Consider the following 25103-nt stretch of genomic DNA (forward strand, 5'->3'; position numbering starts at 1 on the left):
GCGGGCGGGGTCAGTCGGTTCCGGCGTCGAACGCCGCACCCTCCGAGGCCAGGTCGGTGGCGCGTCCGAGCGCATCGGCCGCTGCGGACCCGCCGCCCTCGGTGATCGCGTCGGCCTCGCCGATCTCGAGCTCGCCGACGAGCTCGGCGGTCGGACCGCCGACGAGGCCGGCGGCCGCGTACTGCTCGAGCCGCGAGCGGGAGTCGGCGATGTCGAGGTTGCGCATCGTGAGCTGCCCGATGCGGTCCTCGGGGCCGAAGGCGGCGTCGCCGACCCGCTCCATCGAGAGCTTGTCGGGGTGGTAGCTCAGCGCGGGGCCGGTCGTGTCGAGGATCGTGTAGTCGTCGCCGCGGCGCAGGCGCAGGGTCACCTCCCCGGAGACGGCCGAGCCGACCCAGCGCTGGATGGACTCGCGCAGCATCAGCGACTGCGGGTCGAGCCAGCGGCCCTCGTACATCAGGCGGCCGAGACGGCGGCCCTCCGAGTGGTACTGGGCGACGGTGTCCTCGTTGTGGATCGCGTTCAGCAGGCGCTCGTAGGCGATGTGCAGCAGCGCCATGCCGGGGGCCTCGTAGATGCCGCGGCTCTTGGCCTCGATGATCCGGTTCTCGATCTGGTCCGAGACGCCGAGTCCGTGGCGTCCGCCGATCGCGTTCGCCTCGAGCACGAGCGCGACGGCGTCCGAGAACTCGACGCCGTTCAGCGCGACGGGACGGCCGGACTCGAAGCGCACCGAGACGACCTCGGAGGCGATCTCGACCTCGTCGCGCCACGACGCGACCCCCATGATCGGCTCGACGAGCTCGAGGCCGCTGGAGAGCTCCTCGAGGCGCTTGGCCTCGTGGGTGGCGCCCCAGATGTTGGCGTCGGTCGAGTAGGCCTTCTCGGTGGCGTCGCGGTAGGGGAAGCCGCGGGCGACCAGCCACTCCGACATCTCGGTGCGGCCGCCGAGCTCGTTGACGAACTGCACGTCGAGCCAGGGCTTGTAGATGCGCAGGCGGGGGTTGGCGAGCAGGCCGTAGCGGTAGAACCGCTCGATGTCGTTGCCCTTGTAGGTCGAGCCGTCGCCCCAGATGTCGACGCCGTCCTCACGCATGGCGCGGACGAGGAGGGTTCCGGTCACGGCGCGGCCGAGGGGGGTGGTGTTGAAGTAGGTCTTGCCGCCGGAGCGGATGTGGAAGGCGCCGCACTGCAGGGCGACGAGCCCCTCCTCGACCAGCGCGCTCTTCGCGTCGACGAGGCGCGAGATCTCGGCGCCGTACTGGGCCGCGCGGGACGGGACGCTCTCGATGTCGGGCTCGTCGTACTGGCCGATGTCGGCCGTGTACGTGCAGGGCACCGCGCCCTTCTCGCGCATCCAGGCGACGGCGACGGATGTGTCGAGGCCTCCCGAGAATGCGATTCCGACACGCTCGCCCACGGGCAGACTGCTCAACACTTTCGACATGCCTCCGATTTTAGGAGGAACGGGGACCTCCTCCGTGCCGCGGGAGGTCCGAGCCGCCTCCCGGGGCGCCCGCGCGGGGTGCGCTCCGGCCGTGGGAGCACGTCCTCCGTCGATCCGCGTCGATCGCCGCCGCCCCCGACCGGGGCGCGCGAGCCGGCCGGAGGCTCCGTGGTCCGGAGGCGGCGCCCGCGCAGCCGGCGCGGATCGCCCGCTCCGGCTGAGTGGTTCCGCGCGGCCCGGATGGACGGCCGTGGCGAGCGCGTGCCAGGCTCCGCTCGACCCCGGCTTCCGCCGCCGCCGCCTCCGAAAGGGCTCTCCGTGCCACGACCTCCTCATCGCCTCGCGGCGATGGCCCTCGCCTGCCTGCTCGCCGCGGGCGGTTCCGCCGGTCTGGCGCCGTCCGCCCTCGCGACGCAGGCCGTCGCCGAGACTCCGACCGCCTTCGTCCCGGGGGAGACTCCGCCCCCAGAGGCGCGTGGATCGCAGACCTACACGAACGCCCTCCTCGGCGGCGACTCGCTCGACGCGGGAGAGCGCATCTTCTCGAACGGAGACTCCGCGAGCTTCGAGATGCAGGCGGACGGCAACGCCGTGATCTACGACGCCGGGCGCCGCCCCGTCTGGAGCACCAGGACCCAGGGCACCGGAGCGACCACGGTGCGGATGCAGGAGGACGGCAACCTCGTCGTCGTGACCGGCTCCGGCACGCCCGTCTGGGCGTCCGGGACCGCGGGAGAGACCGGCGCGCTCGCCCTCATCCAGGACGACGGGCAACTCGTGCTCGTCCGCCCGAACGGGGACACGGCCTGGTCCTCGGCCGACGAGCAGGAGCCCGAGCCGGAGCCGATCGCCGACGTCCTCGACAGCGGGCGCGAGCTCTCTCCGGGACAGCAGCTGACCGCCTCCGACGGCCGCTCGCGCGCCGCGATGCAGAGCGACGGCAATCTCGTCGTCTCCGTGGACGGATCGCCGCGCTGGAGCTCCGTCACCTCCGGAGCGGGCAACCGCCTCGCGATGCAGACCGACGGGAACGCGGTGGTCTCGGCCCCCGGGTCCGGCGTGCGCTGGCAGGCGGGAACGCCCGGGAACCCGGGCGCGCGGATGCGGATGCAGAACGACGGCAACCTGGTGATCACCGCCGCCTCCGGACGGCCGCTCTGGGCGAGCTCGACCTCGCGCGCGCCTGAGATCCGCGACGTCCTCTCCTCCGGCTCGCGGCTCAGCCGGGGACAGCAGCTCACTTCGCCGGACGGCCGGTCGCGCGCCTCCCTGCAGGGCGACGGCAATCTCGCGGTCTACTCGCGGGGGGACGTCCGCTGGGGCGCCGGCACCCAGGGCGAGGGCGAGACGCTCTCGATGCAGTCCGACGGCAACGCCGTGGTCACCTCCGCCTCGGGCCGACCCCTCTGGGCCTCGGGTACGGCGGGCAACCCGGGATCCCGCCTGCAGATGCAGAACGACGGCAACCTGGTCGTCTACTCCGCCTCGGGCCGCGCGCTGTGGGCGAGCGACACTCCTCCGGCGCCGCCCGCGCCCGCCGTCCGGGACACCCTCTCCTCCGGGAACCGGCTGACCGCCGGTCAGCTGCTGCGCTCCTCCGACGGAGGGAGCGAGGCGGTCATGCAGGGCGACGGCAACCTCGTCGTCTACTCGCGCGGCTCGGCCCGCTGGGCGGCCGGCACGTCCGGAGGCGGCAACCGGCTCGAGATGCAGTCCGACGGCAACGCCGTGGTCTACGCGGGGTCCGGCGGAGCGCGCTGGCAGTCCGGCACGGCGGGCAGCCCGGGCTCCCGGATGGTCATGCAGAACGACGGCAATCTGGTGATCTACTCGCCGCAGGGCCGCGCACTCTGGGCGAGCACGCAGGCCGCGGCACCGGCACCGGCGCCCGGCGGCAACCCGCCCCCGCGTCCCGCCGATCGGGACTGCCGGGACTTCAGCAGCCAGCAGGAGGCGCAGGCGTTCCTGGAGTACTGGGCGCAGTGGTACGGCGACTTCGCCCGACTCGACGAGAACCGTCCTCCGAACGGTGTCGCCTGCGAGGACTACCCGTACTGACACTCCGAGATCGCATTCGATCGTGTACGAAGGCCCGCCCCGCCCTGCCGGAGGGCGGGCCTTCGGCCGTCCTCCGACGACGAGAGCCTCACCCTCCTCTCTCAGGCCCGAGCGGTCCCCTGCAGGCCTCCGGGCCACGCTCGCGGGTATCGAGTGGCGAAGACGACCCGCCTGCGCGAGAGGCTCTCCGGCGGACGACCATCGACGAGGCGCCTTGCGCGCCGACGCTCCGCTGCCGCGCGAGCTCCCTCGCCGCCGGGCGACCCGGCATGCTGGGGCAGGACTCCGCCGACGACGCGGATCGGAAGGACGCCATGACCCCGACGACCCCCTCCAGCCGCGAGAGCCTGCTGGTCACCCCTGACGAGCTCGCCGAGCTCATGGCCTCCACCGAGCCGCCGCTCGTCCTCGACGTGCGCTGGCGCCTCGACCGGCCCGACGGCCGCCCGGAGTACCTCGCGGGCCACCTGCCCGGCGCGGTGCACGTCGACCTCGATCACGAGCTGGCCGCCCACGGCGAGCCGGAGGAGGGGCGCCACCCGCTGCCTCCGATCGAGGTGCTGCAGGAGGCGGCGCGCGGCTGGGGGCTCCGCCGGGGCCGGTCCGTCGTCGTGTACGACGACGCGCAGAGCGTCCCGGCCGCGCGGGCCTGGTGGCTGCTGCGGGCGACGGGAGTGGAGGACGTCCGCCTGCTCGACGGGTCGCTCGCCGGCTGGATCCGCTCGGGGCGGGAGCTCGAGACGGGCGACGTCCCGCGCGAGCGGGGCGACGTCGAGCTGGCCTACGGTCGGCTCCCGGTGCTGGACATCGACGAGGCGGCGGCGCTGCCCTCGGCGGGCGTCCTGCTCGACGCCCGCGCCCCTGAGCGGTACCGCGGCGAGGTCGAGCCGATCGACCCGCGGGCGGGCCACATCCCCGGCGCTCGGAACGCTCCCGCGTCCGCGGCGCTCGACTCCGAGGGGCGGTTCCGGCCCGCCTCCGACCTGCGCGCCGGATTCGAGGCGCTCGGCGTGCGGGAGCACGCCCCCGTCGGCGTGTACTGCGGCAGCGGCGTCTCGGCCGCGGTCGACGTCGTCGCGCTCACGCTCGCGGGCTTCGCGCCGGCGCTCTACCCGGGCTCCTGGTCGCAGTGGTCGAGCACGCCGGGCCGGACGGTGGCGACCGGGTCGGAGGCCTGAAGCGCCTTCTTCGGATCGCGCGCGGAGCTCAGCTCAGGCGCGAGTGCTCGCCGAGGTGGTGCCAGGTGCGGTTGTGGTAGACGAGCGGCGCCGTGGTCTCGGAGTCCTCGGGCACGTGGGCCTCGAGGGCGTGCACGGCGACGATCGTGGACGATCCCGCCTCCATGCGGTTGATCACCGTGCCGCGGATCCAGGCAGCGGCGCCCGGGAAGAACGGCTCGCCCGTGGGCAGCCGCGACCAGAGCGACGTGTCGGCGAAGCGGTCGATGCCGCTGGTCGAGCCCAGGCGCGCCAGGTCGAGCTGCTCCGCCCCGAGCAGGTGCACGACCAGCGTCTCGGACGCCTGGATGGCCGGAGAGCTGGACGAGGCGGACGAGAGCGAGAAGACGAACAGCGGCGGCTCGGCGCTCACCGAGAAGACGGAGGTCGCGGTCAGGGCGACCGGGCCGGTGCCCGGGTCGGCGGTGATCAGCGCGACTCCGGCGGCGTGGTTGCGGAACGCGAGCTTGAAGTCCTCCGGGGAGAGTCCGGCGAAGGCGCGGTGCTCCGGCTCGCGGTCCGGGGTGGTGGCGAGGTTCTCGCGGCTCATCGGAGACTCCTGATCGATCGAGGGTGCGGCACGGGGTGGTGGCCCGCCGTCGCGCCGCAGCACGGCTCCTCCAGACTGGCGCACAGGCCGGGGGAGGGCCGCCCCATTGCGGAGTATGACGCCGCCACCTCGGGGAACGCCGATCCGCCGCTCCCTGTTCCCGATCACGCCGGATCGGGTGCGCGTCGTCGGCGCCGGCGTCCGCGCACCCGTCGCTCGCCCTCAGCGCAACCCGTCGCCGCGGCCGCGGTCTGCGCGCAGACTCGAGGGCATGGCCCACCGTCAGCGCACGTCCACCGCGCATCCCGAGAGCAAGACCTGCGCCTCCTGCGGTCGCGAGATCGAGTGGCGCGCGAAGTGGGCGCGCGACTGGGAGGACGTCCGCTACTGCTCGGACGCCTGCCGCGGTCGCGGAGTCGGTCCGGAGGAGGCGCGCCTCGAGGAGGAGATCCGCACCGTCCTGCTCGCGCGAGCGGCGTCGTCGACGGCGTGCCCGTCCGAGGTCGCGCGCCGGGTCGGCGGCGAGGAGTGGCGGCCGCTGATGGAGCCCGTGCGCCGGGCCGCGCGCCGCCTGGTCGACCGGGGCGAGATCGACATCGTGCAGGGCGGACAGGTCGTCGACCCCTCGCGGGCGAAGGGCCCGATCCGCCTGCGGAGGCGACCCGGCGGACCCCTGTCGCCGGGCGGCGCCGCGGGCTAGCCTCAGCAGATGCCCAGCAGCGACGCCGTCGTCCTCACCGTCCCCGGACCGCACGGCGACCGGGAGGTGCGGATCTCGAGCCCCGAGCGCGTGCTCTTCCCGGAGCCGGGCATCACCAAGCGCGAGGTCGCGGAGTACCTGATCGCCGTCGGCGAGCCGTTCGTCGCGGCGAACGGCGGCCGCCCCGTCTCGCTGCAGCGGTTCTCCTCCGGGATCGAGGGCGAGCAGTTCTTCTCGAAGAACCCGCCCAAGGGCGCGCCCGAGTACGTCCGGTCCGTCCCGGTGACGTACCCGAGCGGGCGGGTGCATCCGCAGCTCGTGATCGACGAGCCCGCGGCCGCCGTCTGGGCGGCGCAGATGAACACCGTCGTCTTCCACCCGTGGGCGTCCCGCGCCGATGCGCCCGACCTGCCCGACCAGCTCCGGATCGACCTCGACCCGCAGCCCGGCACCGACGTCGCCGACGCGGTCGTCGCCGCGCACGCGCTGCGGGAGGTCCTGCGGGAGGCCGGCCTCGACCCGTTCGTGAAGACGTCCGGCAACCGCGGCCTGCACGTCTTCGCGCCGATCGTCGCCGAGCACGAGTTCCTCGACGTCCGCCACGCGGTGATCGCCGCGGCGCGCGAGCTGGAGCGGCGGATGCCCGAGCAGGTCACGACGGCGTGGTGGAAGGAGGAGCGCGGCGAGCGGATCTTCGTCGACTTCAACCAGGCCAACCGCGACCGGACGATCGCCGGTGCCTACAGCCCGCGGCCGCTCGCGCACGCTCCCGTCTCCACTCCGCTGGACTGGGACGAGCTCGACGGCGTCGACCCGCGGGCCTTCACGATCCGCACGGTCCCGGCGCGCCTCGCCGAGCGCGGTGATCCGTGGGCCCGGATGCACGACGCCCCCGGCCGCCTCGACGCCCTGCTCGGCTGGTGGGAGCGCGATGTCGCCGCCGGCCTCGGCGAGCTGCCGTTCCCGCCCGACTTCCCCAAGATGCCGGGCGAGCCGCCCCGCGTGCAGCCCAGCCGCGCGAAGAAGGCCTAGCCGAGGACGTCGCCGAGGTCGTACGCGGTCGGCTGCTCCAGCTGCTCCATGGTGCAGGAGGCGGCGTCGCGGTCCGGGCGCCAGCGCTCGAACTGCACGGTGTGCCGGAAGCGGTCGCCCTCGCGCTGGTCGTAGCGGACCTCGAGCACGAGCTCGGGACGCAGACGCACGAAGGAGGTGTCGCGGCCGCTCGAGAACCGGCTCCGCTCGCCCTCGCCGCGCACCGGTGCTCCCTCCGCGTCACGCTCGACCGCGGGTGCGAGCTCCTCCAGCAGCTGCACGCGACGCTCGTCGCTGAAGGCCGAGGCCCCGCCGACCTGGCGGACCTCTCCGTCGTCGCCGTGCAGGCCGAGCAGGATCGAGCCCACGCCCGGCTTGGAGGCGTGCTCGCGGTACCCGATCGCGATCACGTCGGCCGTGCGGTGGTGCTTGACCTTGAGCACGGCGCGCTTCCCGGGGGAGTAGGGCGCGGCCAGCGGCTTCGCCACGACGCCGTCCAGTCCTGCGCCCTCGAAGCGCTCCAGCCAGTCGCGCGCCAGGGCCTCGTCGTCGGTGGCGCGGCCGAGGTGCAGCGGATGCGGGACGCCGGCCATCACCGCGGCGAGCGCCTCCCGCCGCGCCGAGTACGGCTCCTCGAGCACGCTGCGCCCGTCCACGGCGAGCAGGTCGAAGGCGACGAGCATCGCCGGGGTGGTCTCCGCCAGCATCCTCACGCGGCTCGCGGCCGGATGGATGCGCTGCGAGAGCAGGTCCCAGTCGAGCCGCTGCGCTCCCGGCTCGCCGGTCGCCAGGACGATCTCGCCGTCGAGCACGCAGCCGTCGGGGAGCAGCCGGAGGAAGGCCTCGACGAGCTCGGGGAAGTACCGGGTCAGCGGCTTGGAGCCGCGGCTCCCGATCTCGCACTCCCCGCCGGAGACCGAGACGATCGCGCGGAACCCGTCCCACTTCGGCTCGTAGGAGTATCCGCCCGCGACGGCGGTCTGCTCCGGCACCGCAGGAACGGCCTTGGCGAGCATCGGGGCGACGGGGAGCGCGAACGGGAGGTCCATGCCCTGATCATCCCGGCCGCGGTCTCCGACCGCACCCCCTTCCGGATGGCTGTGGACCGGGACGTTCCGGGCCCGCCGCGGAGGTTCGAGGCGTAGCGTTCCCGGCATGAGCATTGACTGGAAGCGCTGGACGCCCGTCGCCGTCGTCCCCGCGGTCGTCGTCGCCGCGGCCGTCGCCCTCCCCCTCTCGGCGAGCGCCGCGGGAGACCTCCCCGAGAAGTCCGCCGCCGACCTCCTCGCCTTCGTCGCCGAGAGCGACACCACGGCGTTCTCCGGCGAGATCCGGCAGACCTCGGACCTCGGCCTGCCCGACCTCTCGGCGCTCGGCGGCTCCGCCGGCTCGGCGTCCGCCGACCCCGCCGACTCCCTCGTCGAGCTCGCCACCGGCTCGCACCAGGCGCGCGTGTACGTCGACGCCGAGAAGGGCGTGCGCCTCCAGGTGCTCGACCGGCTCGCCGAGCGCGACGTCGTCGCCTCGACGACCGACGGAGTCTGGATCTACGACTCGAGCGCGAACACCGCCACCCACCTCGTGCCTCCCGCGGGGGGAGCCCCCGAGGCCTCGCCGGGCGATCAGGTCGTCACGCCGTCGTCCGCCGCCGAGCAGCTGCTCGCCGCGATCGACCCGACGACCACGGTCGCGGTCGGCTCGGACGTCAGCGTCGCCGGGCGCGACGCGTACGAGCTCGTGCTCACGCCCCGCGACGGCGGCACCCTCGTGGGCTCCGTGACCGTCTCGGTCGACGGCGAGACGGGTCTCCCGCTCGGAGTGGCCGTGACCGCCCGCGGGGGCACCGCGCCCGCGTTCAGCGTCGCGTACACGAGCATCGACTTCTCGACGCCCGACGCGTCCCTCTTCTCCTTCACGCCCCCGGCCGGCGCCGAGGTGACGGAGCAGGCCGCTCCGGTCGACGACGAGGCGGACGCCTCCGACGCGCCCGCCGCGGACACGGCCGAGCACTCCGACGTCGTCACCACGGGGTCCGGCTGGACGAGCGTCGTCGAGCTGCCCGCCGGTGACGCCGACGCGCTCTCCTCGCTCGACGCGGTCACCACGCCGGTCGACGGCGGCCGCGTCCTCTCCTCCGCCCTGCTGACCGTCCTCGTCACCGACGACGGACGCGTCCTCGCCGGCGCGGTCCCGGCCGAGGCGCTCCGCGACGCGGCCTCCGCTCGGTGACGGCGGGCGAGCTCGCAGTCGAGACGCGGGGCCTCACCAAGCGCTTCGGGCGCCAGGAGGCGGTCTCCGGTCTCGACCTCGCCGTTCCCCGCGGCGCCGTCTTCGGCTTCCTCGGCCCGAACGGCTCGGGCAAGACCACGACGATCCGGATGCTGCTCGCCCTCGCCGCGCCGACCGCGGGCAGCATCACCGTCCTCGGGCAGGCCATGCCCCGGCGCGCGGCCGAGGTCCTGCCCCGGGTGGGGGCGCTGGTCGAGGGGCCGGGCTTCTACCCGTTCCTCTCCGGAGCGGCCAACCTCCGGCGCTTCGACGCCGCGGAGGCGGGCACCTCGTCCCGCACCCGCGACACCCGTGCGAAGGAGGCCCTCGCCCGCGTCGGTCTCTCGGCCGCGGCGCGCAAGAAGGTCGGCTCCTACTCCCTGGGCATGAAGCAGCGGCTCGGCATCGCGGTCGCCCTGCTCTCGCCGCGCGACCTGATCGTGCTGGACGAGCCCACGAACGGCCTCGACCCGCAGGGCACCCGCGAGGTCCGCGCTCTCGTGCGCGGACTGAACCAGGACGGCACGACCGTCCTCGTCTCCAGCCACCTCCTCGCCGAGATCGAGCAGCTCTGCACCCACGCCGCCGTCATGCGCTCCGGGCGCCTCGTCGCCCAGGGCGGGCTCGACGAGCTGCGCGGGGACGCCGCCTCGGTCGAGCTGCTGACGCCCGACCGCGAGCGCGCGATCGTGGCCCTGCACACCCGGGGTCTGGAGCCGCGCACCGCGCCGGGCCCGCACCCCGCCGATCCGCCGCTGGTCGTCGCCGCACTGCCGCCCGGGCTCGAGGCCGAGACGCTGGTCGCCGACCTCGTGCGGGCCGACGTCCGCGTCCGCGGGTTCGCCGTCCGCCGCCCCTCGCTCGAGGAGCGCTTCGTCGAGCTGACCGGGGAGGGTTTCGATGTCGAGCGCTGACGCGACCGTCCGCCGCGCGGGGATCGGGTCCCTGCTCGCCTCCGAGCTCGCCCTGCTCTTCCGCCGGCGCCGCACCTGGGCGCTGCTCGCGGCCCTCGCCGCCATCCCGATCCTGCTCGCCGTCGCGGTGCGGCTCTCGGGCGGTGACGGAGGCGGGCCGTCCTTCGTGGGCGCGATCGCCGGCAACGGCCTCTTCACCGGCTTCGCGGCCATCACGGTCGCCGTCCCGCTGTTCCTCCCGCTCACGGTCGGGGTCGTCGCCGGCGACGCGATCGCGGGCGAGGCCTCGCTCGGGACGCTGCGCTACCTGCTGGTCAGCCCCGTCGGCCGCGTGCGGCTGCTCGCGGTGAAGTTCGCCGCCTCCCTCGCCTTCTGCCTCGCCGCGGCACTCACCGTCATGGTGGTCGGGATCCTGATCGGCCTGGCGCTCTTCCCGGCGGGACCGGTGACGCTCCTCTCCGGCAGCACCGTCCCGCTCGGCGACGCGATCGGCCGGGCCCTGGCGATCGCCGTGTACGCGGCGCTCTCGCTGGTCGGGCTCTCGGCGATCGGCCTCTTCATCTCGACGCTGACCGATGTGCCGGTCGGCGCCATGGCGGCCACCGTCGTCGTCTCCATCGCGGCGCAGATCGTCGGCTCGCTCTCGCAGCTGGACGCCCTCCACCCGTTCCTGCTGACAGACCGGTGGTTCGACTTCGCCGACCTCCTGCGCGACCCGATCGCGTGGAGCTCCTTCGGCGAGAACGCGCTGCTCCAGCTCGCCTACGTCGCCGTGTTCGGGTCGCTCGCGATCGGCCGCTTCACCACTCGCGACGTCCTCTCCTGATCCCGGGGACGACGGAGGCCGCCCTCCCGCACTGCGGTGGGGGCGGCCTCCGGGTCGACGGGGTCAGCCCTGCGGAGCGATCTCGAAGCTGACGGAGCCGCCCTCGTCCACCTGCGCGTCGAGGACCTTGTCGCCGAGAGCGACGGAGGCGGCGACGTCGAGGAACACGCGCGCTCCGTCCTGCTCCACGACGGCGTCCGTCGTCTCGGGGGCCGCGGCGACCGCGACAGCGAAGTTGCGGGCGTCGAGATCGGTGCCGCTGATGCGCAGGCCTCCCTCGACGGGGGTCTCGGTCTGCCCGGTGATGGTCTTGACGACGGTGCTGGCGTTGTCGGTGAGCGTGAGCATCGGGTCGTTCCTTCCGTCCGTGGTCGATGAGGGGGCCACGTTGCCGGGATCCGGCGGCACCCTCAAGGCGGCGGAGCGGATGTGGAGGGGATGCACACCTGGACGGCCCGAGGAGTCGCGGCGCTCGCCGGAGCCGCGCCGGGCCGGGGGCGCCGCATCGCCTGCCACACTGGCCGGATGCATCCCGCCGACTCCTGCCCCTGCGGAAGCCGCCGCCACTACGCCGACTGCTGCCGCCCCGCCCACCTCGGCGAGGAGACCTCGCCGACGGCGGAGCGCCTGATGCGCAGCCGCTACAGCGCGAACGTCCTCGGCAGCGCCCCCTACCTGCTCGCGAGCTGGCACCCCTCGACCCGGCCGTGCCGCATCGACCTCGATCCCGACGTCCAGTGGCGCCGGCTCCAGATCGTCGACACCTCGTTCGGGCGGGAGGGCGACGAGGAGGGCCTGGTCGAGTTCCGCGCCTCCTACCGCTCGCCCGCCGGCCCCGGCCTCGTGCACGAGCGCAGCCGCTTCCTGCGCGAGGACGGTCGCTGGCTCTACGTCGACGGCGAGATGCTCGGCGACGAGGCCTGATCCGTCCGGGCCGTCCTACTCTGGAGGCATGGCCAAGGACTTCCGCCGGGCGGACGACGCGTCGCGCTACGAGCTCCACCTCGACGGCGCCCTGGTGGGCGTCCTCGACTACCGCGAGGCGCCCGGCAGCGTCTCCCTCGTCCGCTCCTTCACGACCCCGCCCTTCCGCGGCCGTGGGCTCGCCGGGGAGCTGGTCTCCTTCGCCGTCGACGACATCGAGGCCGCCGGCGGGCGGAGCGTCGTGCCGATGTGCTGGTACGTCGGGCAGTGGTTCGAGCAGCACCCCGAGAAGGCGCACCTCCTCGCTCCCTCCTGAGCCGCTCGCTCACTCGCGGACCGCGGGCTCCACTCCGGCCAGGTCCGGGCCGAGGCCGATGTCGACCAGGCGCAGACGGCCCGCGTAGGAGTCGCCCGGAGGCAGCAGCAGACCGGCCTTGATCGCGCCGAAGGCGACCGTCACATCGGCGCGCAGCACGGTGGGATCGGGGACCGACCCGTCGTCGGGATGGACGCCGCTCGGCAGGTCGACCGCGACGACCACCGGGCGCTCGGCCCGCCGCTCCAGCGCGTCGAGCACCGCCTCGACGACGACGCGCGGCCGTCCCCGCAGCGCGGGCTCCGTCGCTCCGATGCCGAGGATCCCGTCGACCAGGACATCCGCCCGCGCCACCGCCGCGGCGAGGCCGGGCGCGTCGTCGGCCGGCACCTGCCCGCAGCCCTCGTCGAGCGCCACGGCGAGGCCCCGGCGGTGCACCCGCTCGGCCGTGAGGACGAGGACGACGTCGGTCCCGGCGGAGGAGAGCTCGGCGGCCGCGTAGAGCGCGTCACCGCCGTTGTCGCCCGGACCGACCAGGACGAGCACCGAGCCCGGACGGGAGCGGTCGGAGCGCCCGGCGAGCACGAGACGCAGCTCGCGGGCGAGGCCGTCGGCGGCGCGCTGCATCAGCGGCTCCCGCCGGGCCAGGTGCGGAGCCTCGGCGGCCCGCACCTGCGCGGACGTGTATCCCTCGACCATGCGCTCCACTGTGCGCGCGGCGCTGCGGGCGTGCAACCCCGTCAGCTCTCCTGCACCGCCCGGTCCGACTCCTCGACGATCGCCCGCATCGCGGCCTCCGCAGCGTCCGCGTCGCCCGAGGCGACGGCGGCGGCCACCGCCCGGTGCAGCCGCACCGCGGTGGAGTCGGCCTCGCGCGGCATGAGCGCGTTGCGGGTGCGGCCGGCGAGGACCTCGGCGACCAGATCGCCCAGCTGCGCGAGCATCCGGTTGCCGGACGCGGCCAGGAGGGAGCGGTGGAAGGCGGTGTCGGCGGCGAGGTAGGCGGACTGGTCGGCTGCGCGGGAGTGGGTGGAGAGGGCGTCGCCCGCCTCCGTGAGCGCCCGCCGCTGCTCCTCGGTCGCGTTCGCCGCGGCGAGCCGGGCGGCGAGCGGCTCCACCCCGAGTCGGAGCTCGCTGAGCTGGTGCAGCTGGCGCCGCCGGTCCGGGCCGTCCAGTCCCCATGCGACGACCCGCGTGTCCAGGGCGTTCCAGCACTCCGGAGGCTGGACCCGCGTCCCCGCGCGGCGGCGGGACGTCACGAGCCCGAGCGTCTCGAGGACGCGCACCGCCTCCCGCATCACCGAGCGGGAGACCCCGCGCCGCTCCGCACGCTCGTCGGCGCTGAAGGTGGTGCCCGGCGCGAGCTCGCCGCGCACGATCTGCGAACCGAGCTCGTCCAGCACCGAGTGGTGCAGCGAGGGCGTCGGCGCGGGCATGCGGTCATCCTGCCATCGCCGGAGTCGCGCCCCGGCCGATCTTCGGGCATGATCGGGACACACGCAGGTTATGTCGGACAAAAGCCGGCCGCTGGCCGTCGGCTCGACCAAGGACGCTCATGACACCGACCCTCCTCCTCGCCCTCCGCGCCGCCGCCGGGGACGCCCCCGCCACCACCGCCGGGCAGGGGCAGCTGATCCTCGCCGCCGTCGTCGGCATCGCCGTGATCGTCGTGCTGATCACCTGGCTGAAGCTGCACCCCTTCGTCTCCCTGCTGATCGGAGCGCTGACCACGGGCCTGATCGCGGGGCTGGCGGCGGCGGACGCGGTCGCCAGCTTCGCGCTGGGGTTCGGCAACACCATGGGCGGCGTCGGCATCCTCATCGGCCTCGGCGCGATGTACGGCAAGCTCCTCGCCGACTCGGGCGGCGCGGACCGCATCGTGGACACCCTCATCGCCCGCTCGAGCACTCGTGCGCTGCCCTGGATGATGGGCTTCGTCGGCGCGCTGATCGGGCTGCCGATGTTCTTCGAGGTCGGGCTCGTGCTGCTGATCCCGGTCGTGATCCTGGTCGCCCGCCGGAGCGGTCTGCCGCTGATGAAGGTGGCGATCCCGACGCTCGCCGGCCTCTCGGTGATGCACGGCCTCGTCCCGCCCCACCCCGGACCGCTGGTCGCGATCGACGCGCTCGGCGCGAACCTCGGCGTGACCCTCGCGTTCGGCGTCCTGGTCGCGATCCCCACCGTCGTCGTCGCCGGCCCGCTCTTCGGCCGGGTCGCCGCCCGCTGGGCGCCGGTGGAGACGCCGCCGCTCTTCGGCGAGGGCGCGGGCGAGACGCGCGAGCACCGCCCGGGCTTCGCCGCCGCCGTCGCGAGCATCCTGCTGCCAGTCGTGCTGATGCTGGGCAAGGCGATCGCCGACATCGCGGCCCCGGGCTCCACGGACGCCTGGAAGGGGGCCCTCGACTTCCTCGGCACGCCGACCATCGCGCTGGGGATCGCGCTCCTGGCCGGTCTGGTCCTGCTCGGCCGCGGCGGCCGGATGAACCGCACCGAGCTGCAGGCCTCGCTCTCGAGCTCGCTGCCGCCGATCGCGGGCATCCTGCTCATCGTCGGCGCGGGCGGCGGTTTCAAGCAGGTCCTCGTCGACACCGGGATCGGCGGGGTGGTCGCCCAGCTCGCGGAGGGGAGCGGCGCCTCGGCGCTGCTGCTCGCCTGGCTCGTGGCCGTCGTGATCCGCGTCGCCACCGGCTCCGCGACCGTCGCCACCGTGACCGCCGCAGGGATCCTCCAGCCGCTGACCGAGACCATGGACGGGCCGATGGTCGCCCTCATGGTGCTCGCGATCGGCGCCGGCTCGGTGTTCCTGTCGCACGTCAACGACGCCGGGTTCTGGCTGGTGAAGGAGTACCTCGGGCTCAGCATCGGCCAGACGCTCAAGACCTGGACCGTGATGGAGTGCCTGGTCTCGGTGACCGGGCTCGCCGGGGTCCTCCTGATCGGTCTCTTCGTAGGAGGTATCTGATGACCGCTCTTCCCACCGTCCCCGTCCGCGCCGTCGTCGTCATGGGCGTCTCCGGCAGCGGCAAGTCGACCGTCGCGTCGCTCCTGGCGCGCCGACTCGGCTGGGAGTTCCTCGAGGGGGACGACCTGCACCCGCAGGCGAACGTCGACAAGATGCACGCCGGCATCCCGCTGACCGACGAGGACCGGGCGCCCTGGCTCGCCGAGATCGCCCGCGTGGTGGACCAGCGGATCGCCGCGGGCGGCTCGGTCGTCGTGACCTGCTCGGCCCTGCGCCGCCGCTACCGCGACGTCCTCCGCCGCGACGACCTCGTCTTCGCGCACCTCGCGGGATCGAGGGACCGGATCGCCGGGCGGCTCGCCTCGCGGGTCGGCCACTTCATGCCGACCACGCTGCTCGACTCGCAGTTCGAGGCGCTCGAGCCCCTCGGTGACGACGAGCTCCACGTCACGGTCGACGTGGGCGGCGCTCCGGAGGAGGAGATCGCCGAGATCCTCGGAGGGCTCGGCCTCGCCCCCGCGGGCGCCTAGCCCAGCAGCGACTCCACCGGCACGGCCGGGAGGTCGAAGGCCGCGGCGACGGCGGCGTTCGTCACCCGGCCGTCGTGGGTGCTCAGGCCTCGGGCGAGCGCCGGGTCGGCGGCCAGGGCGGCCCGCCACCCGCGGTCGGCCAGCGCGAGCGCGTAGGGGAGCGTCGCGTTGGTGAGCGCGCGGGTCGAGGTCTCGGGAACGGCGCCAGGCATGTTCGCGACGCAGTAGTAGACGCTCCGGTGCACGGGGAACACCGGGTCGTCGTGCGTGGTCGGACGCGAGCCCTCGAAGCAGCCGCCCTGGTCGATCGCGATGTCGACCAGCACCGAGCCCGGCTTCATCGTGGCGACCATCTCGTCGGTCACCAGCTTGGGCGCCTTGGCGCCCGGGATGAGGACGGATCCGATCACGAGGTCGGCGTCGGCCAGCTGCGCGGCGATCTCGTAGGCCGAGGAGGCGCGGGTCTGGATCGCGCCCTGGAAGCGGTTCTCGAGCTGCGCGAGGCGGGGGAGCGAGAGGTCGACGATCGTGACGTCGGCTCCCATGCCGAGGGCGTTCGCCGCGGCGTGCTCGCCGGCCGTGCCGCCGCCGATCACGACGACCCTCGCCTTCGGAGTGCCGGGGACCCCGCCGAGCAGCGTGCCCCGTCCGCCGACGGCGCTCATGAGGTGGTAGGCGCCGACCGTGATCGACAGGCGCCCGGCGACCTCGCTCATCGGCGAGAGCAGCGGCAGCCGCCGGTCGTCCAGCTGGACCGTCTCGTAGGCGATGGAGGTCGTCCCCGCCGCGAGCAGCGCATCGGTGCACGGGCGGGAGGCGGCGAGGTGGAGGTAGGTGAAGAGCACCTGGTCGCGGCGCATCCGCGGGTACTCGGCCTCGATCGGCTCCTTGACCTTGAGGACCAGCTCGGACTCGCCCCAGACCTCGTCGGGCCCGTCGACGACGAGGGCGCCGGCGCGGCGGAAGTCGTCGTCCGACACGCGCGAGCCCAGGCCCGCGCCGGCCTCGACGAGGACCTCGTGGCCGCGGCGCACCAGCTCGTGGACGCCGGCCGGAGTGGCGGCGACCCGGTTCTCGTTGTTCTTGATCTCGGTGGGGATCCCGACGCGCACGGCGGCTCCTTCGCTGCGGCCCGCGGGGCGGGCGGTGGGCGCCGATCCTGCACCGGCTCTGCCCCCATCGTGCGAAGATCGTGCCCGGAGCGGGGGAACTCCGCAGGATCGGTCGGAAGTCACCGCACGGGCCGAAGGTTCGTCGGCGGAGTGAGGGAGCGGGCGCATGCCACCGAAGGATCTGCACGACCTCGACGACCTGGATCCGGTCGACCGGACCCTGGTGCGCCTCCTCCGCGCCGACGCGCGGACGCCCAACAGCCGGCTCGCCGAGCGCGCCGGCATCGCCCCGTCGACCTGCGTCGCACGCGTCCGGGGCCTCGTCGAGCGCGGCGTCATCACCGGCTTCACCGCCGAGCTCGACCCGGCGGCGCTCGGCCTGACCCTGCAGGCGCTGATCAGCGTCAGCATCCGCGTCGGCCAGCGCCAGGCGATCACGCGCTTCGCGGAGGAGATCCGCGCGCTGCCCGAGGTGGTGCAGGTGTTCTTCCTCGGCGGCTCGGAGGACTTCATCATCCACGTCGCGGTCCGCGACTCCAGCGACGTGCGGGACTTCGTGGTCTCGAACCTCTCGGCGAACCCGGCGGTGGCCTCGACGCGCACGAGCCTGGTGTTCGACCACCACCGCAAGGGCCCGGCAGTCCCCGAGTAGCGCGGGCCGGCGCGGGTCCGAGCGGCCGCTCGGCCCGCGCCCGTCCCTGGGAGCTAGTGCGCCCCGGGGTTCACGTCGCCGCCCCCGCGCTGCATGAGGCCGGGGATGCGCTTGGCGAGCCCCGGGATCGCCTCGTCCGAGATCGAGATGCGCGTGTCGCGCAGGCGCTGGCGCAGCAGGGTCTCGACGTCCTCCTCCGGTCGCAGCTCGGCGTCGCCGGCGACCTGCAGCAGCACGCCGCGCAGCTTCTCGTCGAGCTGCGCGTCGTCGCTGCCGTGCTGGATCGGGTGGTCCTGGGATGCGTTCGTCATGCCTCCATGCTGGCACCGGCGACCCCGAGCCGAGAGGACTTGCGCCGCGGCAGGATGGTCGCATGCCGTTCACCCGCGCCGAGCTCGCAGCGTTCCAGGACCGCACCGTCGAGGACCTGCTGGGCGACGACGTCCGGCTCCTCTTCGTCGGCATCAACCCGGGACTGTGGACCGCCGCCACCGGCGCGCACTTCGCCCACCCCGGCAACCGCTTCTACCCGGCGCTCGTCGCGGCCGGGATCCTCGAGCGCGCGCCGCGCGTGTCCGAGGGGATGAGCGCTGCGGACCGCGCGGAGCTCGTCTCCCGCGGCGTCGGCATCACCAATCTCGCCTCCCGGGCGACCGCCCGCGCCGACGAGCTGACCGCGGAGGAGCTGCGCGAGGGTGCTCAGCGGCTGGTCGCCACCGTGGAGCGGGTGCGTCCCCGGGCCGTCGCGGTCGTCGGCATCACCGCCTACCGGATCGCGTTCGGACGCCGCAGGGCGGTGCAGGGCAGGCAGGAGGAGGACGTGGCGGGCGCGCCGCTCTGGGTGCTGCCGAACCCGAGCGGCCTGAACGCGCACGACACGGTCGCCTCGCTCGGGCGCGCCTACCGCGAGCCGGCGCTCGAGGCGGGGATCGTCTCTTCCGACGCGCTCCCGCCCGGGGACGTCGGACCCCGCCCGCAGGAATAGCCGTCGACCCCCGGAGGTTGCAGAAGTCCATGAGTATGCATGAAGTCAAGTTCGGCGTCGACACGTTCGGCGACGTCACCGCCGGCCCCGACGGCGCCCCGCTGCCGCACGGCCAGGTCCTCCGCGACGTGGTCGAGGAGGGAGTCCTGGCCGACCGGGTCGGCATCGACTTCTTCGGGATCGGCGAGCACCACCGCGCCGACTTCGCCGTGAGCGCCCCTGACGTCGTGCTCGCCGCCATCGCGGCCCGCACCGAGCGCATCCACCTCGGCTCCGCCGTGACGGTCCTCTCCTCCGACGACCCGGTGCGCGTCTACCAGCGCTTCGCCACCCTCGACGGACTCTCCGGCGGCCGGGCCGAGGTCATCCTCGGCCGCGGCTCCTTCACCGAGTCCTTCCCGCTCTTCGGCTACGACCTCGCGCAGTACGAGGTCCTCTTCGAGGAGAAGCTCGACCTCTTCCACGCCCTGATCCAGGGCGGCCCGGTCACCTGGCAGGGCACGACCCGCCCCGCGCTCACCGAGCAGAGCGTCTACCCGACCCTCGACAACGGCACCCTCCGCACCTGGATCGGCGTCGGCGGCAGCCCCGAGTCGGTCGTCCGCGCCGCCCGGTACGGCTTCCCGCTCGTCCTGGCGATCATCGGCGGCTCGCCGGCCCGCTTCCGCCCCTACGTCGACCTCTTCGGCCGCGCGCTCGACCAGCTCGAGCAGCCCCGCCTCCCGGTCGCCGTGCACTCGCCCGGCTTCGTCGCCGACACCGACGAGGAGGCGCGCGAGCTGTACTTCCCGCACCACAAGGCGATGATGGACGCCATCGGCCGCGAGCGCGGCTGGTCCCCGATGACCCGCGAGCGCTTCGAGGAGGAGGCCGGCCCCGACGGCGCCATCCACCTCGGCTCGCCCGAGACGGTCGCCCGGAAGATCGCGCGAACGGTCGAGGCCCTGGGCATCGACCGCTTCGACCTCAAGTACAGCGCCGGGACGCTGCCGCACCCGGCGATCATGCGCAACATCGAGCTCTACGGCACACAGGTCATCCCGCGGGTGCGCGAGCTGCTCGCGCACTGACCCCCGCCGGGCGCCCGTTCCCCCGCTGGGCGCTCGGCGCGTTCCGAGCCGACGCGGTGCGCGCTCCCACCGGGCGCCCGGCCGGCGTCGATACACTCGGAACCCCCCCCGCCCCGACCCTCCCGGAAGCACATGCCCGACAGCCACGCCGCCCGCACCCCCTACGAGGTGCTGGGCGTCGCCGCCACCGCGTCCGACGACGAGCTCCGCCGGGCGTACCGGCTCCGCCTCCGCGAGACCCATCCGGACACGGGAGGCGACGCCGCGTCGTTCCACGCGGTGCAGCTCGCCTGGGAGCGGATCGGCAGCGCCTCCGCCCGCGGCGACTACGACCGAGGCGCTCCCGCCCCCGGGAGGTCCTCCCCGCAGTCGCCGTACACCGGCTCGCCGCGCCCGCAGACCGCCTCGGCCGTGCGCGCCCGCTCCTACGGTCACCCGGGAGGCGCGGCGCGCGAGTACTACCTGCGCCTGGTGCGCGAGTGGCTCGGCCGCGGCGTCGAGACCGAGGACCCCTTCGACCCGGCGATCGTCCGCTCCGCTCCTCGCGAGGTCCGCTCCTGGCTCGCGAAGGCTCAGGCCGAGGAGGCGACGGCCGCGCTCGTCGGCGCGCTCGGCATCGCCTACACGATCTGGAACGACGTCGCGGTCGGCGACGGCGGGCTCAAGATCGACCACCTCGTGCTCGGGCCGGCCGGCCTGCTCGCGCTGACCTCCGCCGACTGGGGCGACCCGGTCCGTCTGAGGAAGGGCGAGCTCGAGGGCCCCGGGATCGCCGAGGACGAGAAGCCGATCGCCTCGCTCGCGAAGGCCGCGCGCCGTCTCGGCCGCGAGCTGGGCGTCCGCTTCTCGACGAGCGTCGTGGTCGTGCCGGACGACGCGCTGGAGCAGCCGTTCGAGCAGGTCGAGCGCGGCAGGCACCAGGGCGCCGTCATCATCCGCCGCTCGCTGCTGCCGCAGCTGCTGCGCTCCGGCACGGACGACCCGCGGCTCGGCGGGTACGGCGAGTCGTTCGAGGTCCGCACCCGCGTGCAGAACCGCATCCGCTTCGTCTGACACCGCGCTAGCCGCCGCTCGCGACCGGGGCAAGGGGTTAGCGCGCATCCGGCGCCCCGCCCACCATGGGACGTGCCCCCGGGCATCCCACGACGAGCGGAACGAGGACGGACCATGGTGCGATTCGGATACACCCTGATGACCGAGCAGAGCGGACCCAAGCAGCTGGTGGGCTACGCGGTCGACGCCGAGAGGCTCGGCTTCGAGTTCGCGGTCTCGAGCGACCACTACTCGCCGTGGCTGACCGAGCAGGGGCACGCCTCCTACGCCTGGACGATGCTCGGAGCGGTCGCGCAGGCCACGTCGACCATCGACCTCACGACCTACGTCACCGCGCCGACCATCCGCTACCACCCGGCCGTGGTCGCGCAGAAGGCCGCGACGCTCGCGATCCTCTCCGACGACCGCTTCACGCTCGGCCTCGGCTCGGGCGAGAACCTCAACGAGCACGTCGTCGGCGAGGGCTGGCCCTCGGTCGCCGTGCGCCAGGACATGCTCCAGGAGGCCGTCCACCTCATCCGCGAGCTGCACACCGGCGAGCTGGTGACCTGGGAGGGCGAGTACTTCCGCGTCGACTCCGCCCGCATCTGGGACCTGCCGGACAAGCCGGTCGAGATCGGCCTGGCGGTCTCGGGGGAGAAGTCGATCGCCCGCTTCGCGCCGATCGGCGACCACCTCATCACGACCGAGCCCGACGCGGAGCTGATCTCGCAGTGGACCGCGGTCCGCGGTGCGGACGCCGCCCCCTCGCGCACGATCGGCCAGATCCCGATCTGCTGGGCGCCGGACAAGGAGCAGGGAGTGGCGCTGGCCCACGAGCAGTTCCGCTGGTTCGCCGGCGGCTGGGCGGTCAACTCCGATCTGCCGACCCCCGCCGGCTTCGCCGGAGCGAGCCAGTTCGTGCGCCCGGAGGACGTCGCCGAGCAGATCGCCTGCGGCCCCGACCTCGACGAGCTCGCCCAGAGCTTCGTGCCCTACATCGAGGCGGGCTTCACCGACATCGCCCTCGTCCAGGTCGGCGACGAGCTGCAGCAGCGGTTCCTCGACGAGGCGGCGGAGGGACTCCTGGAGCGCCTGCGCGCGCTCGCCCCCTGAGGCCGCTGCCGGGACGCGCGGTCAGAATCCGCGGAGGCGCTCGATGTCGCGCCGGTCGCGCTTCGTCGGGCGGCCCGCTCCGCGGTCACGGACGATCACGCCCGGCGCGGACTCCCGGGGTGGCGGCGGAGGTGTCCGGTCCTCCATGCACTCGGCGGCCACCGGCGCACCGACCCGCTTGACCACGAGTCCGCGGACGATCAGCTCCCGGTCGAAGCCGCCGATCCGGGCGCGGACCTCGTCGCCGACCCGCACGGTCTGCGCCGCCTTGGCCCGCTCGCCGTTGACGCGGATGTGGCCGGCCCGAGCCGCGGTCGTCGCGGCGGAGCGCGTCTTGTAGATGCGCACCGCCCAGAGCCACGCGTCCACCCGCACGGCACCGGTCACCGGGATCTGCATCCCCCCAGTCTACGAACGGCGCCCGCTCGCCACCCACCCCGCGGTCCTACACTGGCCGCCGACAAGGAGGTTCCCATGAACCGAGACGACAGCATCTACACCGGAGCGGACGACGCGCTGCGGAGCGGCGACGACCGCATGGTCGCGGCGAACGACAGCTCCGGAGCCGGCGGAACCCGCGGCGACGTCGGCATGAGCACGACGAGCGGCGAGGGCACCGGGGTCCCCACCCGCGGCGCGCCTCCGCAGAGCGGATCCCCGTCCGAGCTGCGCCCCACCGGCTTCCCGCACGCGGGCCTGGAGTTCTCGCTCGTGCCGTCCGGGCACGAGGAGTGGCGGATCGAGCACCCGGGCGGTCGCACCGTCGGCGTCCTCGCCGTCATCTCGCACGCGGGCGAGGAGTCGGAGGCCGTGTTCGTCACGCGCCGCGTCGGCTCCGAGGACGCCGTGGCCGAGGGCACCGACTGGCGCGGCATCGTGTCGGCCGTGATCAACGACGAGGCGGCGGACGAGCGCGAGCCGGTCCAGCTCGACCCCACCGTCGAGCACGTCCGCGGCGGACTGATCAGCCGCGGCCCCGCGGACGTCGACGGCCTCTCCTGAGCCCTCTCTCCTCCGGGACGCCGTCCGCGCTCGGCGCGGGGCGTCCCACGGGGGAGGATCGGAGTCTCAGCGGGCGAGCAGCGCGGCGTTGATCCGGGCCGAGAGGTCGGCGTCGACACGGCGGTCGGTCCCGTCGACGGCGCGGACGGGAGCGGCGTTGCGTGCGCTCGAGACCAGCCACGCCGCGTCCGCCGCCTCCAGATCGCCCGAGCGCAGCGGACGCACCGCCGTCCCGAGGCCGAGGCCCGGCGCGAGCGCGAACAGGTCGGCCTGCGTGGTGCCGGGCAGCAGCCCGAGGCTCGGCGGAGGAGTCACGAGCTCCCCGCCCGCCAGCAGCACGAGGTTCGAGGTCGGCCCCTCGAGCAGGTAGCCGTCGCTCGACACGAACAGGGCGTCGTCGGCACCGCGCCGGGCGGCCTCCCGCGCGGCCGCACGGTTCACCGCGTACGAGAGCGTCTTCGCGCCGGCGAGCAGCCAGGGGGACGTCGACTGCACGTCGGAGCGCAGCCCGCGGTCCAGGAGCACCACGCGCACGCCGTCGCGGCGGGCCGGGCCGAAGTCCGGGCTGGTCTGCACGAAGACGACGCCGGTGGGCCGCCCGCCGCCCTCGACGCCGCGGGTCAGGATCGTCTTCACCATCGCCTCGTCGACGGGCGGGTGCGCGGCCACCGCCGCTCCGATCGCCTCGAGCCAGGCGGCCCGGTCCGGCCGGGGCAGGTCGAGCATCCGGGCCGAGCGCTCGAAGCGGTCCAGGTGCGCGTCGAGCGCCTGCAGCCGTCCGTCGACGAGGTTGATCGTCTCGAACACGCCGTCGCCGCGGGTGAAGCCGAGGTCGGTGACGTCCAGATCGCCGCGCCCGCTCGGATCGATGCGGTGCGCGGGTCCTCCCGGCGAGTGCGCCTCGGCGTCGAGGGAGGGTCGGTCGAGGACGACGAGGGTCTCAGCGGGCATGGGCGGTGCGGTCCTTCCGGGAGCGGCGGCGGGGGGAGAAGCGGAGCAGCGCGATCGTCAGCAGGGCGCCGATCAGAGAGCCGCTGCCGTTCGAGACCAGGTCCTGCACGTCGGAGACGCGGGTCGGCAGCCACAGCAGCTGCGCGGTCTCGACGGCCGCCGACACCCCGAGCCCGATGGCGGCGGCCCACAGGCGGCGCCCCGCCGGCAGCTGCGCGGCGATCAGCGCACCGAGCGGCACGAAGAGCAGCACGTTCGCGGTGAACTCCGCCGCGTCGAAGTCGAACCAGCCGGTGAGCGGCGTGGAGGCGAGGAAGGCGATGATCCCGCGGATCAGCGCGTTGGGCTCCCCGGCCGGGTAGGGCGCGGGCGTCAGCGTGATCAGTGCGATCAGCGCGAGCCAGGCGAGCGTCGCGAGGCGGAGGGGTCTCGAGCGGCGCATCGTCCGATTCTGCCAGCCCGTCGGGGTCGGGTGCGGCGGGCGCGGTGTGGGAGGCTGGAGGGCATGACCAGCGAGGACCCCGGCGCGGACGCCGTGCTCCCGCGCCACCCCTTCGACGCGTCGCTCGGCGACGGCTGGGTCGAGATCGGCGACGGACGCCGCTTCTGGGGGCGCTTCGGCGCCGCCGGCCTCCTCCTGCGCGATCCGTCGGGACGCGTCCTGCTCCAGCACCGCGTCAGCTGGAGCCACTTCGGGGACACCTGGGGGCTGCCCGGCGGCGCCCGTCACCCCGAGGAGACGGCCTTCGAGGCGGCCCTCCGGGAGTCCGAGGAGGAGGCGGGCGTCCCCGCCGACCTGATCCGGCCCGTGCTCTCCAGCGTCGTCGTGATCGGACCGTGGAGCTACTCCACAGTCCTCGCCGAGTCCCGCGAGCACTTCACTCCCCGCATCAGCGACGCCGAGAGCACCGAGCTGCGCTGGGTCGCCCCCGACGAGGTCGACTCCCTGCCGCTGCACCCGGGCTTCGGAGCGGCCTGGCCGGGCCTGCGCGCGCTCGGCTCCTCGATCCCGGTGCTCGTCGTGGACGCCGCCAACGTGGTCGGCTCACGCCCCGACGGCTGGTGGCGCGACCGCGCCGGCGCCGCGGAGCGCCTCCTCGCCACCCTGGCCCGCCTCGCGGAGGCAGGCGTTCCCGGCCGTCTCCTGGGGATCGACGCCGACACGGTCTGGCCGCGCATCGCCGTGGTGCTCGAGGGATTGGCGCGCGCCGCCCGCCCGGAGGCGGGCGCTCTCACCGAGCGGCTCACGGTCCACTCGGCCGACGGCTCGGGCGACGACGCGATCGTCGAGCTGGTCGGCGCGCTCGAGACCGCGGTCGTCGTGACGGCCGACCGTGGACTGGCCGCCCGCGTCGAGGCGCTCGGGGCCGCCGTGGTCGGTCCGAGGTCGCTGCTCGACCTCCTCGATCCCGCCCGGGAATAGGCCGCGGGGGCACCCG

At 74.4% G+C, this 25103-nt stretch carries 29 protein-coding genes; 18 read left to right on the plus strand and 11 right to left on the minus strand.

The window, feature by feature from the left end:
- Positions 1-10: 10 nt before the first annotated feature.
- Complete coding sequence (gene argG, locus C5B92_RS08965; RefSeq protein ID WP_104350307.1) at positions 11-1447, minus strand: argininosuccinate synthase; 1437 nt, start codon at positions 1445-1447, stop codon at positions 11-13.
- Positions 1448-1795: 348 nt separating this feature from the next.
- Here argG and C5B92_RS08970 point away from each other — a divergent pair, with 348 nt between their 5' ends.
- Positions 1796-3505 carry a hypothetical protein gene (locus C5B92_RS08970; protein WP_104350308.1) on the plus strand — a complete coding sequence of 570 codons (1710 nt, stop codon included), beginning with the start codon at positions 1796-1798 and terminating at the stop codon, positions 3503-3505.
- A 314-nt stretch (positions 3506-3819) separates the two neighbouring features.
- Complete coding sequence (locus C5B92_RS08975; RefSeq protein ID WP_104350321.1) at positions 3820-4683, plus strand: sulfurtransferase; 864 nt, start codon at positions 3820-3822, stop codon at positions 4681-4683.
- Positions 4684-4711: 28 nt separating this feature from the next.
- Here C5B92_RS08975 and C5B92_RS08980 read toward each other — a convergent pair whose 3' ends face one another.
- Positions 4712-5272 (minus strand): flavin reductase family protein, encoded by a 561-nt coding sequence (locus tag C5B92_RS08980; protein ID WP_104222547.1) that lies wholly within the window; start codon positions 5270-5272, stop codon positions 4712-4714.
- A gap of 271 nt (positions 5273-5543) precedes the next feature.
- On the opposite strand from C5B92_RS08980, the gene C5B92_RS08985 reads away from it, so the two are divergent.
- Positions 5544-5972 carry a DUF2256 and DUF3253 domain-containing protein gene (locus C5B92_RS08985; protein WP_104350309.1) on the plus strand — a complete coding sequence of 143 codons (429 nt, stop codon included), beginning with the start codon at positions 5544-5546 and terminating at the stop codon, positions 5970-5972.
- 9 nt (positions 5973-5981) lie between these two features.
- On the plus strand, positions 5982-7004 hold the full coding sequence (gene ligD / locus C5B92_RS08990) for a non-homologous end-joining DNA ligase (protein ID WP_181028781.1): 1023 nt from the start codon (positions 5982-5984) through the stop codon (positions 7002-7004).
- Here ligD and C5B92_RS08995 read toward each other — a convergent pair.
- Complete coding sequence (locus C5B92_RS08995) at positions 7001-8053, minus strand: ATP-dependent DNA ligase (protein WP_104350310.1); 1053 nt, start codon at positions 8051-8053, stop codon at positions 7001-7003. The genes ligD and C5B92_RS08995 overlap by 4 nt on opposite strands.
- Before the next feature lie 106 nt (positions 8054-8159).
- Between C5B92_RS08995 and C5B92_RS09000 the strand changes: the two genes are divergently transcribed.
- From C5B92_RS09000 to C5B92_RS09010, 3 genes are read left to right on the plus strand one after another with little or no spacing between them, the layout of a single operon-like run.
- Positions 8160-9233, plus strand: coding sequence for a DUF2092 domain-containing protein (locus tag C5B92_RS09000; protein WP_104274086.1), 1074 nt, complete (start codon positions 8160-8162; stop codon positions 9231-9233).
- The gene (locus C5B92_RS09005) at positions 9230-10186 is read left to right on the plus strand and encodes an ABC transporter ATP-binding protein (RefSeq protein WP_104274087.1); all 957 of its coding nucleotides are present in this window, start codon (positions 9230-9232) and stop codon (positions 10184-10186) included. Before C5B92_RS09000 ends, C5B92_RS09005 begins: the two co-directional genes overlap by 4 nt.
- Positions 10173-11012, plus strand: coding sequence for an ABC transporter permease (locus tag C5B92_RS09010; RefSeq protein WP_104250736.1), 840 nt, complete (start codon positions 10173-10175; stop codon positions 11010-11012). Before C5B92_RS09005 ends, C5B92_RS09010 begins: the two co-directional genes overlap by 14 nt.
- A 63-nt stretch (positions 11013-11075) precedes the next feature.
- Here C5B92_RS09010 and C5B92_RS09015 read toward each other — a convergent pair whose 3' ends face one another.
- Positions 11076-11360, minus strand: a complete 285-nt coding sequence (locus tag C5B92_RS09015; protein ID WP_104274088.1) for a hypothetical protein — start codon at positions 11358-11360, stop codon at positions 11076-11078.
- A 177-nt stretch (positions 11361-11537) separates the two neighbouring features.
- Here C5B92_RS09015 and C5B92_RS09020 point away from each other — a divergent pair, with 177 nt between their 5' ends.
- Together C5B92_RS09020 and C5B92_RS09025 are read left to right on the plus strand one after the other, a co-directional pair.
- The gene (locus C5B92_RS09020; RefSeq protein ID WP_104274089.1) at positions 11538-11936 is read left to right on the plus strand and encodes a YchJ family protein; all 399 of its coding nucleotides are present in this window, start codon (positions 11538-11540) and stop codon (positions 11934-11936) included.
- 28 nt (positions 11937-11964) lie between these two features.
- Entirely contained in the window at positions 11965-12252 is a 288-nt protein-coding gene (locus C5B92_RS09025; protein ID WP_104222554.1) for a GNAT family N-acetyltransferase, read from the plus strand.
- A gap of 9 nt (positions 12253-12261) precedes the next feature.
- Here the strand turns inward: C5B92_RS09025 and C5B92_RS09030 are convergent, their stop codons facing one another.
- Both C5B92_RS09030 and C5B92_RS09035 read right to left on the minus strand, forming a co-directional pair.
- A complete protein-coding gene (locus C5B92_RS09030) occupies positions 12262-12951 on the minus strand; it encodes an NAD(P)H-hydrate epimerase (RefSeq protein WP_104350311.1) in 690 nt (229 codons plus the stop codon).
- A gap of 41 nt (positions 12952-12992) precedes the next feature.
- Positions 12993-13688, minus strand: a complete 696-nt coding sequence (locus C5B92_RS09035) for a FadR/GntR family transcriptional regulator (RefSeq protein ID WP_104225394.1) — start codon at positions 13686-13688, stop codon at positions 12993-12995.
- A gap of 119 nt (positions 13689-13807) precedes the next feature.
- On the opposite strand from C5B92_RS09035, the gene C5B92_RS09040 reads away from it, so the two are divergent.
- The gene (locus C5B92_RS09040) at positions 13808-15214 is read left to right on the plus strand and encodes a GntP family permease (RefSeq protein ID WP_104274091.1); all 1407 of its coding nucleotides are present in this window, start codon (positions 13808-13810) and stop codon (positions 15212-15214) included.
- Positions 15214-15744, plus strand: a complete 531-nt coding sequence (locus tag C5B92_RS09045) for a gluconokinase (protein ID WP_104225392.1) — start codon at positions 15214-15216, stop codon at positions 15742-15744. The genes C5B92_RS09040 and C5B92_RS09045 overlap by 1 nt, the downstream gene beginning before the upstream one ends.
- Here the strand turns inward: C5B92_RS09045 and ald are convergent.
- The gene (ald, locus tag C5B92_RS09050) at positions 15741-16856 is read right to left on the minus strand and encodes an alanine dehydrogenase (protein ID WP_104274092.1); all 1116 of its coding nucleotides are present in this window, start codon (positions 16854-16856) and stop codon (positions 15741-15743) included. The two genes, C5B92_RS09045 and ald, sit on opposite strands and share 4 nt — an antisense overlap.
- Before the next feature lie 166 nt (positions 16857-17022).
- Here ald and C5B92_RS09055 point away from each other — a divergent pair, with 166 nt between their 5' ends.
- Positions 17023-17508, plus strand: a complete 486-nt coding sequence (locus tag C5B92_RS09055) for an Lrp/AsnC family transcriptional regulator (protein ID WP_104222560.1) — start codon at positions 17023-17025, stop codon at positions 17506-17508.
- A 53-nt stretch (positions 17509-17561) separates the two neighbouring features.
- On the opposite strand, the gene C5B92_RS09060 is transcribed toward C5B92_RS09055, so the two are convergent.
- Positions 17562-17819 carry a hypothetical protein gene (locus tag C5B92_RS09060; protein ID WP_104222561.1) on the minus strand — a complete coding sequence of 86 codons (258 nt, stop codon included), beginning with the start codon at positions 17817-17819 and terminating at the stop codon, positions 17562-17564.
- Positions 17820-17881: 62 nt separating this feature from the next.
- On the opposite strand from C5B92_RS09060, the gene C5B92_RS09065 reads away from it, so the two are divergent.
- From C5B92_RS09065 to C5B92_RS09080, 4 genes are all read left to right on the plus strand, one after another.
- A complete protein-coding gene (locus C5B92_RS09065) occupies positions 17882-18493 on the plus strand; it encodes a mismatch-specific DNA-glycosylase (RefSeq protein ID WP_104255479.1) in 612 nt (203 codons plus the stop codon).
- A 35-nt stretch (positions 18494-18528) separates the two neighbouring features.
- The gene (locus C5B92_RS09070; protein ID WP_104225389.1) at positions 18529-19563 is read left to right on the plus strand and encodes an LLM class flavin-dependent oxidoreductase; all 1035 of its coding nucleotides are present in this window, start codon (positions 18529-18531) and stop codon (positions 19561-19563) included.
- Between the two features lie 132 nt (positions 19564-19695).
- Positions 19696-20616, plus strand: coding sequence for a J domain-containing protein (locus C5B92_RS09075; RefSeq protein ID WP_104255480.1), 921 nt, complete (start codon positions 19696-19698; stop codon positions 20614-20616).
- 114 nt (positions 20617-20730) lie between these two features.
- On the plus strand, positions 20731-21711 hold the full coding sequence (locus tag C5B92_RS09080; protein WP_104350312.1) for a TIGR03557 family F420-dependent LLM class oxidoreductase: 981 nt from the start codon (positions 20731-20733) through the stop codon (positions 21709-21711).
- Between the two features lie 21 nt (positions 21712-21732).
- Here the strand turns inward: C5B92_RS09080 and C5B92_RS09085 are convergent, their stop codons facing one another.
- A complete protein-coding gene (locus C5B92_RS09085; protein WP_181027140.1) occupies positions 21733-22110 on the minus strand; it encodes an RNA-binding S4 domain-containing protein in 378 nt (125 codons plus the stop codon).
- A 75-nt stretch (positions 22111-22185) separates the two neighbouring features.
- Between C5B92_RS09085 and C5B92_RS09090 the strand changes: the two genes are divergently transcribed.
- Positions 22186-22713 (plus strand): hypothetical protein, encoded by a 528-nt coding sequence (locus C5B92_RS09090; RefSeq protein WP_104233360.1) that lies wholly within the window; start codon positions 22186-22188, stop codon positions 22711-22713.
- Positions 22714-22779: 66 nt separating this feature from the next.
- Here C5B92_RS09090 and C5B92_RS09095 read toward each other — a convergent pair whose 3' ends face one another.
- Entirely contained in the window at positions 22780-23664 is an 885-nt protein-coding gene (locus tag C5B92_RS09095; RefSeq protein WP_104255482.1) for an aminotransferase class IV, read from the minus strand.
- On the minus strand, positions 23654-24106 hold the full coding sequence (locus tag C5B92_RS09100) for a VanZ family protein (protein ID WP_104255483.1): 453 nt from the start codon (positions 24104-24106) through the stop codon (positions 23654-23656). Before C5B92_RS09100 ends, C5B92_RS09095 begins: the two co-directional genes overlap by 11 nt.
- Positions 24107-24169: 63 nt before the next feature.
- Between C5B92_RS09100 and C5B92_RS09105 the strand changes: the two genes are divergently transcribed.
- Positions 24170-25087 (plus strand): NUDIX hydrolase, encoded by a 918-nt coding sequence (locus tag C5B92_RS09105; protein WP_104255484.1) that lies wholly within the window; start codon positions 24170-24172, stop codon positions 25085-25087.
- Positions 25088-25103 lie beyond the last annotated feature (16 nt).

It is taken from the genome of Rathayibacter sp. AY1A4 (assembly GCF_002930955.1).
In the GTDB taxonomy this organism is placed as follows: domain Bacteria; phylum Actinomycetota; class Actinomycetes; order Actinomycetales; family Microbacteriaceae; genus Rathayibacter.

Bases quoted from the DNA above. Each gene is read 5' to 3' on its own strand.
- C5B92_RS09055 (WP_104222560.1), top strand. From the start codon at position 17,023: ATGCCACCGAAGGATCTGCACGACCTCGACGACCTGGATCCGGTCGAC.
- ligD (WP_181028781.1), top strand. From the start codon at position 5,982: ATGCCCAGCAGCGACGCCGTCGTCCTCACCGTCCCCGGACCGCACGGC.
- C5B92_RS09015 (WP_104274088.1), bottom strand. From the start codon at position 11,360: ATGCTCACGCTCACCGACAACGCCAGCACCGTCGTCAAGACCATCACC.
- C5B92_RS09000 (WP_104274086.1), top strand. From the start codon at position 8,160: ATGAGCATTGACTGGAAGCGCTGGACGCCCGTCGCCGTCGTCCCCGCG.
- C5B92_RS09085 (WP_181027140.1), bottom strand. From the start codon at position 22,110: ATGCAGATCCCGGTGACCGGTGCCGTGCGGGTGGACGCGTGGCTCTGG.
- C5B92_RS08995 (WP_104350310.1), bottom strand. From the start codon at position 8,053: ATGGACCTCCCGTTCGCGCTCCCCGTCGCCCCGATGCTCGCCAAGGCC.
- C5B92_RS09090 (WP_104233360.1), top strand. From the start codon at position 22,186: ATGAACCGAGACGACAGCATCTACACCGGAGCGGACGACGCGCTGCGG.
- C5B92_RS09020 (WP_104274089.1), top strand. From the start codon at position 11,538: ATGCATCCCGCCGACTCCTGCCCCTGCGGAAGCCGCCGCCACTACGCC.
- C5B92_RS08985 (WP_104350309.1), top strand. From the start codon at position 5,544: ATGGCCCACCGTCAGCGCACGTCCACCGCGCATCCCGAGAGCAAGACC.
- C5B92_RS09040 (WP_104274091.1), top strand. From the start codon at position 13,808: ATGACACCGACCCTCCTCCTCGCCCTCCGCGCCGCCGCCGGGGACGCC.
- C5B92_RS09065 (WP_104255479.1), top strand. From the start codon at position 17,882: ATGCCGTTCACCCGCGCCGAGCTCGCAGCGTTCCAGGACCGCACCGTC.
- C5B92_RS09080 (WP_104350312.1), top strand. From the start codon at position 20,731: ATGGTGCGATTCGGATACACCCTGATGACCGAGCAGAGCGGACCCAAG.
- C5B92_RS09075 (WP_104255480.1), top strand. From the start codon at position 19,696: ATGCCCGACAGCCACGCCGCCCGCACCCCCTACGAGGTGCTGGGCGTC.
- C5B92_RS09025 (WP_104222554.1), top strand. From the start codon at position 11,965: ATGGCCAAGGACTTCCGCCGGGCGGACGACGCGTCGCGCTACGAGCTC.
- C5B92_RS08975 (WP_104350321.1), top strand. From the start codon at position 3,820: ATGACCCCGACGACCCCCTCCAGCCGCGAGAGCCTGCTGGTCACCCCT.
- C5B92_RS09030 (WP_104350311.1), bottom strand. From the start codon at position 12,951: ATGGTCGAGGGATACACGTCCGCGCAGGTGCGGGCCGCCGAGGCTCCG.
- C5B92_RS09035 (WP_104225394.1), bottom strand. From the start codon at position 13,688: ATGCCCGCGCCGACGCCCTCGCTGCACCACTCGGTGCTGGACGAGCTC.
- C5B92_RS09010 (WP_104250736.1), top strand. From the start codon at position 10,173: ATGTCGAGCGCTGACGCGACCGTCCGCCGCGCGGGGATCGGGTCCCTG.
- C5B92_RS09100 (WP_104255483.1), bottom strand. From the start codon at position 24,106: ATGCGCCGCTCGAGACCCCTCCGCCTCGCGACGCTCGCCTGGCTCGCG.
- C5B92_RS09060 (WP_104222561.1), bottom strand. From the start codon at position 17,819: ATGACGAACGCATCCCAGGACCACCCGATCCAGCACGGCAGCGACGAC.
- argG (WP_104350307.1), bottom strand. From the start codon at position 1,447: ATGTCGAAAGTGTTGAGCAGTCTGCCCGTGGGCGAGCGTGTCGGAATC.
- C5B92_RS08980 (WP_104222547.1), bottom strand. From the start codon at position 5,272: ATGAGCCGCGAGAACCTCGCCACCACCCCGGACCGCGAGCCGGAGCAC.
- C5B92_RS08970 (WP_104350308.1), top strand. From the start codon at position 1,796: ATGGCCCTCGCCTGCCTGCTCGCCGCGGGCGGTTCCGCCGGTCTGGCG.
- C5B92_RS09095 (WP_104255482.1), bottom strand. From the start codon at position 23,664: ATGCCCGCTGAGACCCTCGTCGTCCTCGACCGACCCTCCCTCGACGCC.
- C5B92_RS09045 (WP_104225392.1), top strand. From the start codon at position 15,214: ATGACCGCTCTTCCCACCGTCCCCGTCCGCGCCGTCGTCGTCATGGGC.
- C5B92_RS09070 (WP_104225389.1), top strand. From the start codon at position 18,529: ATGCATGAAGTCAAGTTCGGCGTCGACACGTTCGGCGACGTCACCGCC.
- C5B92_RS09105 (WP_104255484.1), top strand. From the start codon at position 24,170: ATGACCAGCGAGGACCCCGGCGCGGACGCCGTGCTCCCGCGCCACCCC.